General features: G+C 69.9%; 9 protein-coding genes. 1 reads left to right on the forward strand and 8 read right to left on the reverse strand.

All coding sequences use genetic code 11. The features are described 5' to 3' along the window. Together VKG81_RS21135 and VKG81_RS21140 are read right to left on the reverse strand one after the other, a co-directional pair. Positions 1-423, reverse strand: a 423-nt coding sequence (locus VKG81_RS21135) for a DUF1802 family protein (protein WP_324398682.1), incomplete at its 3' end; no start/stop codon positions are given. Next, positions 420-680 (reverse strand): DUF2277 domain-containing protein, encoded by a 261-nt coding sequence (locus VKG81_RS21140; RefSeq protein ID WP_324398684.1) that lies wholly within the window; start codon positions 678-680, stop codon positions 420-422. The genes VKG81_RS21135 and VKG81_RS21140, both read right to left, overlap by 4 nt. 85 nt (positions 681-765) lie before the next feature. Between VKG81_RS21140 and VKG81_RS21145 the strand changes: the two genes are divergently transcribed. Beyond that, on the forward strand, positions 766-1,539 hold the full coding sequence (locus VKG81_RS21145; RefSeq protein ID WP_324398686.1) for an enoyl-CoA hydratase: 774 nt from the start codon (positions 766-768) through the stop codon (positions 1,537-1,539). A 23-nt stretch (positions 1,540-1,562) separates the two neighbouring features. Here VKG81_RS21145 and VKG81_RS21150 read toward each other — a convergent pair whose 3' ends face one another. From VKG81_RS21150 to VKG81_RS21175, 6 genes are all read right to left on the reverse strand, one after another. Continuing rightward, complete coding sequence (locus VKG81_RS21150; RefSeq protein ID WP_324398688.1) at positions 1,563-2,885, reverse strand: MATE family efflux transporter; 1,323 nt, start codon at positions 2,883-2,885, stop codon at positions 1,563-1,565. Further along, the gene (locus VKG81_RS21155) at positions 2,878-3,873 is read right to left on the reverse strand and encodes a bifunctional oligoribonuclease/PAP phosphatase NrnA (RefSeq protein ID WP_324398690.1); all 996 of its coding nucleotides are present in this window, start codon (positions 3,871-3,873) and stop codon (positions 2,878-2,880) included. Before VKG81_RS21155 ends, VKG81_RS21150 begins: the two co-directional genes overlap by 8 nt. Then, positions 3,851-4,348, reverse strand: a complete 498-nt coding sequence (rbfA, locus tag VKG81_RS21160; protein ID WP_324398692.1) for a 30S ribosome-binding factor RbfA — start codon at positions 4,346-4,348, stop codon at positions 3,851-3,853. The genes VKG81_RS21155 and rbfA overlap by 23 nt, the downstream gene beginning before the upstream one ends. A 27-nt stretch (positions 4,349-4,375) precedes the next feature. Next, positions 4,376-7,117, reverse strand: a complete 2,742-nt coding sequence (infB, locus tag VKG81_RS21165) for a translation initiation factor IF-2 (RefSeq protein WP_324398694.1) — start codon at positions 7,115-7,117, stop codon at positions 4,376-4,378. A gap of 66 nt (positions 7,118-7,183) precedes the next feature. Further along, complete coding sequence (locus VKG81_RS21170) at positions 7,184-7,555, reverse strand: YlxR family protein (RefSeq protein ID WP_324398696.1); 372 nt, start codon at positions 7,553-7,555, stop codon at positions 7,184-7,186. A gap of 166 nt (positions 7,556-7,721) precedes the next feature. After that, on the reverse strand, positions 7,722-8,492 hold a 771-nt coding region (locus tag VKG81_RS21175), incomplete at its 5' end, for a GH116 family glycosyl hydrolase (RefSeq protein WP_324398698.1).

The raw sequence follows: 8,492 nt of genomic DNA on the forward strand, positions 1-8,492 counted from the left end.
GATCGGCTCGACGAGGGGGCAGGCCTGTACGACGAGCACGCGCAGCCTGTGCTTCGGCCGGAAGTCCACTCTGTCGGCACGCACGGACTTCCCCGTCCAGATGTGCAGCGGCTCGATGTCGGAAAGGCGATCGGGGTGCGACACCTCGACGAGCGCGACGACTTTCGCGCCGGCGCGCAGCACAACAGCGTCGGCGGTGCTGTCGGCCGAGGACGACCGCAACAGATCCTGGTGTTCGGCGCGCACTCGCTCGGCGTGGCTGTGCGCGACGGTCGGGAACAGCAGGAACCGTGATGAGGCCACGTCGAACCGCTTCTCGTGGATGCCGCCCTTGCGCAGCAGCACCGTCTGCCTGCCGTCCAGAAGCGCATGCACGGCCGCGCTCCACTCCTTGAGACCCGGGTAGGTCGCGACAGTCGTCATGCCAGGCGCGCACGCACTTCCGGTCGACGCAGCGGCGGCACGGTCTTGGGCGGCTGCTTGCGCGGCGGTAACTGCGCGAGCAGCCGGGACGTCGTTGCGCTGACCTCGGCGACCGCCGTCTCGAACACGTCGGCATTGGCCGGCGTCGGCCGCGTGATGCCGCTTAGCTTGCGCACGTACTGCCGTGCGGCGGCCTCGATCTCCTCCTCGGTCGCGGCTGGCTGCAGCCCGCGCAGTTCGGTGATGTTTCGGCACATACCTCGACGATAGGAGCTGGGCGTACCTCGCGCTTGCGGGCGGAGCGATGCGCCGCTGGGATTAACTGGGATTAACCTGGGACCCGTGCCTGACGACGACGTTCTGCTCACCGGAAGCGCCGACCGCGTCCGGACCCTCACCCTGAACCGGCCGCGCGTGCGCAATGCCCTGTCGGCGCAATTGCGCGACGAGCTTTTCTCCGCGCTGGCCGCGGCCGAGTCCGACGACGACGTCGACGTGGTGGTCCTGACCGGCGCCGACCCGGCGTTCTGCGCCGGCGTGGACCTCAAGGAACTCGGCGGCGGCGTCGACGGGTCGGGCGAGATCCCGGATCTGTCGCCGCGCTGGCCGTCGATGACCAAGCCGGTGATCGGCGCGATCAACGGCGTCGCGGTCACCGGCGGCCTGGAGCTCGCGTTGTCCTGCGACATCCTGATCGCCTCCGAGCAGGCCCGCTTCGCCGACACCCATGCCCGCGTCGGGATCCTGCCGACCTGGGGCATGTCGGTGCGGCTGCCGCAGGTTGTGGGCCGCGGGCTGGCGTACCGGATGAGCCTGACCGGCGACTACCTGGGTGCCTACGACGCGCTGCGGGTCGGCCTGGTCACCGAGGTGGTGCTGCACGACGACCTGCTCGACACGGCCAGGGCGGTCGCGACGTCGATCGTCGGCAACAACCAGGGCGCGGTGCGGGCCCTGCTGGCGTCTTATCACCGGATCGACGAGTCAGCCACCCGCGAGGCGTTCGCGATCGAGGCGCAGTCGGCCGCGCAGTGGCTGAGGACGGGCGCGAGCAGCGCCGACATCGCCGCCAACCGCGAGGCCGTGATGAAGCGGGGACGCAGCCAGATCGGCTAGCCGATTCCTGTCACGGCCATCGGCTAGCCGATTCCCGTCACGGCCCAGCGGCCGGAGAACGCGCGCCAGCCGACGAACACCAGTCGCAGCACGACGAAGGTGCTCAGGCCCGACCAGATGCCGGCCAGGCCCCAACCGAACACCAGCGACAGCCACACCAGCGGCAGAAACCCGGCCAGCGCGCTGATCACCGTCGCGTTGCGCATGAACTTGGCGTCACCGGCGCCCAGCAGCACACCGTCGAGGCCGAACACAACCCCCGCGATCGGCAGCTGTGCGACCAGGAACCACCAGGGCACGGCCATCGCGTCGAGCACGGAACGGTCGTTGGTGAACACCGGCGGCAGCACCGAGGCGCCAACGGCGAGCACCGCCGCGAGCAGCGTCGCCGCGACCGCCGAGAACGCCGTCACGCGCCATGCCACCGACTTCGCGTGCGCGGCATGCCCGGCGCCGAGGGCGGCGCCCACGAGCGACTGCGCGGCGATGGCGAGCGAATCGAGAACGAGGGCAAGGAAATTCCACAGCTGTAGCACGATTTGGTGCGCCGCCACCGCCGCCGCCCCGAACCGCGCCGCGACCGCGGCCGCGGAGATGAAGCAAGCCTGGAACGCCATGGTCCGGACGAACAGATCGCGGCCCAGCACCAGCTGCGCGCGCAGCACCGAGAAGTTCGGGCTTCGGGCCACGCGTTCCACCAGCAGGGCCCTGCCGAAGAGCAACCCCGCCATCCACTGCCCGACGAGGTTGGCCACAGCCGAACCCGGCAATCCCATCCGGGGTAGGCCGACCCAGCCGTACACCAGCAGCGGGCACAGCAGTGCGGACACCGCGAACCCCACGACGACGTAACGCAGTGGCCGCGTCGTGTCCTGCACGCCGCGCATCCAGCCGTTCCCGGCAAGCGACATCAGCATCGCCGGTGCTGCCATGACCGCGATCCGCAACCACGACAGCGCGGCATCGGCGATGTCCCGGCTCGACGCGATCGCGGACACCAGCGGCACCGCGGCGGCCTGGACGACAACGACGAACACCACGCCGAGACCAACGGCCAGCCAGCTGGCCTGCACTCCCTCGCGCACTGCGGATGCCCGGTCCCCCGCCCCGAAATAGCGGGCGGCACGGGCGGTCGTCCCGTAGGACAGGAACACGAGGTCCGAACCGACCGCGCCGACAATCAGCCCACCGATGGCAAGGCCGGCCAGTGACAGGGCGCCGAGGCGCCCGACCACCGCGGTGTCGAACAGCAGATACAGCGGCTCCGCGGCCAACACGCCTAACGCGGGCAGCGCCAACGCGGCGATCCGGCGCGTACTGGCGGCGGGCGGGGTGGGCTCAGCCAAGCGCCCGTCGCAGCTGCGCCACCACGTCGTCGATCGGCCCCGTGGCGGAGTAGCCCGCGGCCAGCTGGTGGCCGCCACCACCGAACCCGGTCGCCACAGTGGCCAGGTCGAACGACTTGGCCCGCATCGAAACCGACCAGTGCTGCGGCTCGATCTCCTTCAACACCGCCGCGACCTCGGCCTCGTGAGTGGTGCGGACGATGTCGACCACGCTCTCGACCTCTTCGGACCTGTTGGCCAGCCAGTTCTCGTGCGAGACAACGACGTAGACCAGACCGCGCCCCTCGGCGGCGTCCGTCAACAGCGTCGCGGTCTTCAGCACACGCGACAGCATCGGCAGGTACGCGAACGGATGGGTGTCGAGCAGTTCCCTGCTGATCGCCGCGTTGTCGACGCCGAGTTCCACCAATCGGGCGGCCAACCGCAACGCCCGCGGGCTCGCCCACCTGAACGAACCGGTGTCGGTGGTCAGCCCTGCGTATATGCACGATGCCACGTCTTTGTCGATTGGCTTGTCCCATGCGTCGAGCAGGTCGGCGACGAGCATCGTCGTCGAATCGGCGCGCGCGTCAACGTAGTTCACGCTGCCGAACAGCGTGTTGGACTTGTGGTGATCGATCACGAGCACCTCACGCGCCTTGGCGGCGCGGTCGGCCAGCGCGCCTAGCCGGTTGACGCTCGGGGCGTCGACGGTGACCACCAGGTCGGCGTCGTTTCGCATCCGCGAGGGCGCGACGAGCAGATCACCACCCGGCAGGGTGGCCAGGGATTCCGGCAGTTTGGCCGGCGTCGCGAAGCTGACCTGCACGTCGGCGCCGTCGCGGCGCAGCACAAGTGCCAGCGCCAACCCTGCGCCCACACTGTCGGCATCGGGATGAACGTGGCAGATCACGCTGACTGTGCGCGCGGACTTCAGCACCTCCGCTGCGCCGCGCGCGTCAACGCGCCTACCGACCGTCGTTTCGTCAGTCGTGCTGATCGCGGTCACCGGTCTCCTGCCCCACGCTTGTCGGGCCCCCGCTGTGTCCTTCTTCTCCTACCACACGGTAGGGCTGCGCGTCGCCTGCGGGAGTGGCGCCCTGCCTCACCCGGGCCAGATCCTCGTCGGCTGCGCGCGCCCGTGCGAGCAGTTCCTCCATCCTGTGCGCGGCGTCGGGCACGGTGTCGCGTACGAACGTCAGCGTCGGCGTGAACCGCACCCCGGTGCCCGCGCCGACCTTCGTGCGCAGCACACCCTTGGCGCGGTCCAGCGCCGCCGCTGCGCCCGCGTAGTCCGGCCGGTCGTCGATCGTGCGGCCCATCACCGTGTAATAGAGGGTGGCATCGTGCAGGTCGGCGGTGACCTTCGCGTCGGTGATGGTCACCCCCGCCAGCCCCGGGTCCTTGATCTCGTACTCGATCGCGGACGCGACGATCGTGGAGATCCGCTTGGCCAACCGACGCGCTCGCCCCGGATCAGCCACGCTTGCTGGCCTTCTTCGCTCCGCTCATCAGGCGCGCTCCTTCTCCACCAGCTCGTACGTCTCGATCGTGTCGCCCTCCTTGAGGTCGGAGTACCCGATCGTCAGACCACATTCGTAGCCGTCGCGGACCTCGGTGACGTCGTCCTTCTCGCGCCTCAGCGACTGCACGGTGAGGTTTTCGGCGACCACGACGTTGTCGCGCAGCAGTCGTGCCTTGGCGTTACGGCGGATGATGCCCGACGTGACCAGGCAGCCCGCAATGAGACCGACCTTCGACGAGCGGAACAACGCTCGAACCTCGGCCCGGCCCAGCTCGCGCTCTTCGTAGACCGGTTTCAGCATGCCCTTGAGCGCATTTTCGATGTCGTCGATGGCCTGGTAGATCACCGAGTAGTACCGGATCTCGACGCCCTCACGGTTGGCCAGCTCGGTGGCCTTCCCCTCGGCGCGCACGTTGAACCCGATGATGATCGCGTCGGACGCCGACGCCAGGTTGACGTTGGTTTCGGTCACGCCACCGACGCCGCGGTCGATGACCCGCAGCTCGACCTCGTCGTCGACCTGGATGCCCATCAGGGCCTCCTCCAGTGCCTCCACGGTGCCGGCGTTGTCGCCCTTCAGGATCAGGTTCAGCTGGCTGGTTTCCTTCAGTGCCGAATCGAGGTCCTCGAGGCTGATGCGCTTGCGGGAACGGGCGGCCAGTGCGTTGCGCTTGCGCGCGCTGCGCCGGTCGGCGATCTGGCGGGCGATGCGGTCCTCGTCGACGACGAGGAAGTTGTCACCGGCGCCGGGCACCGACGTGAAGCCGATGACCTGGACTGGCCGCGACGGCAGCGCCTCGTCGACATCCTCGCCGTATTCGTCGACCATCCGGCGGACGCGCCCGTACGCGTCGCCGGCCACCACGGAGTCGCCGACGTGCAGCGTGCCACGAGCCACGAGCACCGTGGCCACCGGACCGCGGCCGCGGTCCAAGTGGGCCTCGATCGCGACACCCTGGGCCTCCATGTCGGGGTTGGCCCTCAGGTCCAGCGTCGCGTCTGCAGTCAGCAGAACCGCCTCGAGCAGCGCCTCGATGTTGGTGCCCAGCTTCGCCGAGATGTCGACGAACATCGTGTCGCCGCCGAAGTCCTCGGCCACCAAACCGTATTCGGTCAGCTGGGCGCGGATCCTGGCCGGGTCGGCGCCCTCTTTGTCGATCTTGTTGACCGCGACCACGATCGGCACATCGGCCGCCTGGGCGTGGTTGATCGCCTCCACCGTCTGGGGCATCACGCCGTCGTCGGCCGCCACCACCAGGATGGCGATGTCGGTGGCCTTCGCGCCGCGGGCACGCATGGCGGTGAACGCTTCGTGCCCCGGGGTGTCGATGAACGTGATCAACCGCTCGGTGCCCTCGAGTTCGACGGCCACCTGATACGCACCGATGTGCTGGGTGATGCCGCCGGCTTCGCCCTCGCGGACGTTGGCCTTGCGGATCGTGTCCAGCAGTCGGGTCTTGCCATGGTCGACGTGGCCCATCACGGTCACCACCGGCGGGCGGGTCCGGAGGTCCTCCTCGCCGCCTTCGTCCTCGCCGTAGCTCAGGTCGAACGACTCCAGCAGCTCGCGGTCCTCGTCCTCGGGACTGACGACCTGCACGTTGTAGTTCATCTCACCGCCGAGCAGCTCGAGGGTCTCGTCGGCCACGGACTGCGTGGCGGTGACCATCTCACCGAGGTTGAACAGCGCCTGCACCAGCGCGGCCGGATTGGCGTCGATCTTCTCGGCGAAATCGCTCAGCGATGCGCCGCGGGCCAGCCGGATGGTCTCGCCGTTGCCATGCGGCAACCGCACGCCACCGACGACCGGCGCCTGCATGTTCTCGTATTCGGCGCGTTTCGCCCGCTTGGACTTGCGTCCGCGCCGCGGCGCGCCGCCGGGACGGCCGAACGCGCCGGCCGCGCCACCGCGCTGACCGGGACGGCCACCGCCGCCACCGCCGCCGCCTGGACGACCGCGGAAGCCGCCACCGCCACCACTGGGCGGAGCACCGACGCCGCCGCCACCACCGGCACCGCCACCGCGGTAGTTGCCACCGCCGCCACCGCCGCCGGGGCGACCACCGCCCGGGCCGCCGCCTCCCGGCCGGTTGCCGAAGCCGGGGCGCGGTCCGCCGCCGGGACGCGGGGGTCGACCTTGTCCGCCACCGGCGCCGCCGGGACGGGGCGGCATGCTGCCGGGCGACGCGCCCGGGCGCGGAGCGCCGGGCCGGGCGGCACCCGGACGGGGTGCCGGCGGACGTGGAATTGGCCGTTCGACGGGCTGTGCCGTCGAGAACGGGTTGTTGCCGACGCGCGGCGTGCGAGCCGCCGGCTTCGGGGCCGGGCGCGGACCGGGTGTGGGTCCGGGACGCGTCGGCGTCGGAGCCGGGGCCGGGGTCGGAGCCTGCGGGGCCGCCTGCACCTGCGGCTGTTCGGCAGCAGGGGCCGGCGGCGGGGGCGGTTCGGGCGCCCGCGGAGCGGACGGTTTGGGACCCGCGGGTTTTTGCGGCGCGGGGGCGGCCGCTTTGACGGCGGCTTTGGTCGCGGCCGCGCCGTTGCCGGCGGTCTTCTCTTGCGCGGGCTTGCCGCCGCCGAACGACTCACGCAGCCGACGCGCGACCGGCGCTTCTACTGTCGACGATGCGGATTTGACGAATTCACCCTGCTGGTTGAGCCGGGCCAGAACTTCCTTGCTGGTAACACCGAGTTCCTTAGCTAACTCGTGTACGCGCGCCTTGCCTGCCACTACATCTCCTGTCTATGAGGCGACAGCTGTGGTCGGCCGCGCCTCGGGTTTAGCTATGACGCATGGTCATCGGGACTTCACGGTGTGCTCATGTTCTTCGCTACCTGTTCTGTTGGCGGGATGATCGGGCGCGTCCAAAAACTCGATGTGCTCGACCACCGCTGATGCGTCCAGTGCTCCGGCGATCCGCAACGCTCGCGCGAACGCTCGCCGCCGGATCGCTTGTTGTGCGCACTGCGGAATGGGATGCAGCCATGCACCCCGCCCCGGAAGACTACCTGCTGGGTCAACGGTCACGGCGTATTTACCGTTCCCGGTCGACACAGCCACCACTCGAAGCAGTTCGACGGCCAACTCTCGCTTTCGGCAACCGACACACGTCCGCACCGGTCCATCGACGCGTCGATGTGCGGAGGCCGAAGTCTCGCGCTGGATCACGGCTTAGTTTACCTGCACCGAACCGGTGGTCAGCACCACCCGAATGTGTCCGCAATTACGCTCGCGCCGCGACATGCCGACACCCACCACTGACAACACCACCGAAGCACCGTCGACGAACTCACCACCACGCGCTATCACGCAGTACCGCTGACAGTCCAAATCCTCAGCGGGCCGCCAGGATGAGTGTCTGCGCGGCGATCAGCCTTGTGCCATCGGGGAATTCGATGCCTGCGTCGGTGCACCGCGTCGGCACGGCCGTCCCGTCGACGGACGCGTGGTACTCGCCTACGCCGCCGACGACCGTGAGCCGGTGCAGGTCGAGCTGCCCGCCGGTGCAGGCCATGACGAGTTGGTCACCCTGCTGCGACCACAGGCCCCAACCGGAGCCCGCGAGGAACGGCAGGGCGGTGTCCGGGCGGCGGAAGGTGTAGGCGCCGGCCGGGGCGTCGTGGGTGAACCCTGCCAGCGCCTGCAGCGCCGACCAGCCGGCGAGCGAGCGGGCGTAGTGGTCGCCGCACTCGATCTCGTTGAACGGGTTGCGCCGCCGCCCGTCGTAGCGTCCCCACACGGCGTCCAGCACGGCGCGCCCCTCGTGATGCAAGCCCTCGCGCAGGCAGTGCGCGGCCACCTGGTACTCCGAGCCGGTCCACACCTCGTCGGCGTACCGGATCGGGACCCCGGGCCGGCCGCCGTGCGGCCAGGCACACTCCAGCAGCCCCGCGTCGTCACCGTCAGCGAACACCCGGTACGGATGACTGAAGTCGCGGAACCCGCGGCGGAGGTTGTGCCGCACCACCGCGGCGAGGGCGGCGCGCACGTGCTCGGCGGGCAGCAGGTGGCCGAGGTCGAGCTGGTGCGCCCACCACTGCCCGATCAGCTGGTCGGCCAGGCACCCGTCGCCCCACTGATAGTCGGGGTTGTCGCCGGGCAGCAG

The organism is Mycobacterium sp., assembly GCF_035314905.1.
Classification (GTDB): domain Bacteria; phylum Actinomycetota; class Actinomycetes; order Mycobacteriales; family Mycobacteriaceae; genus Mycobacterium.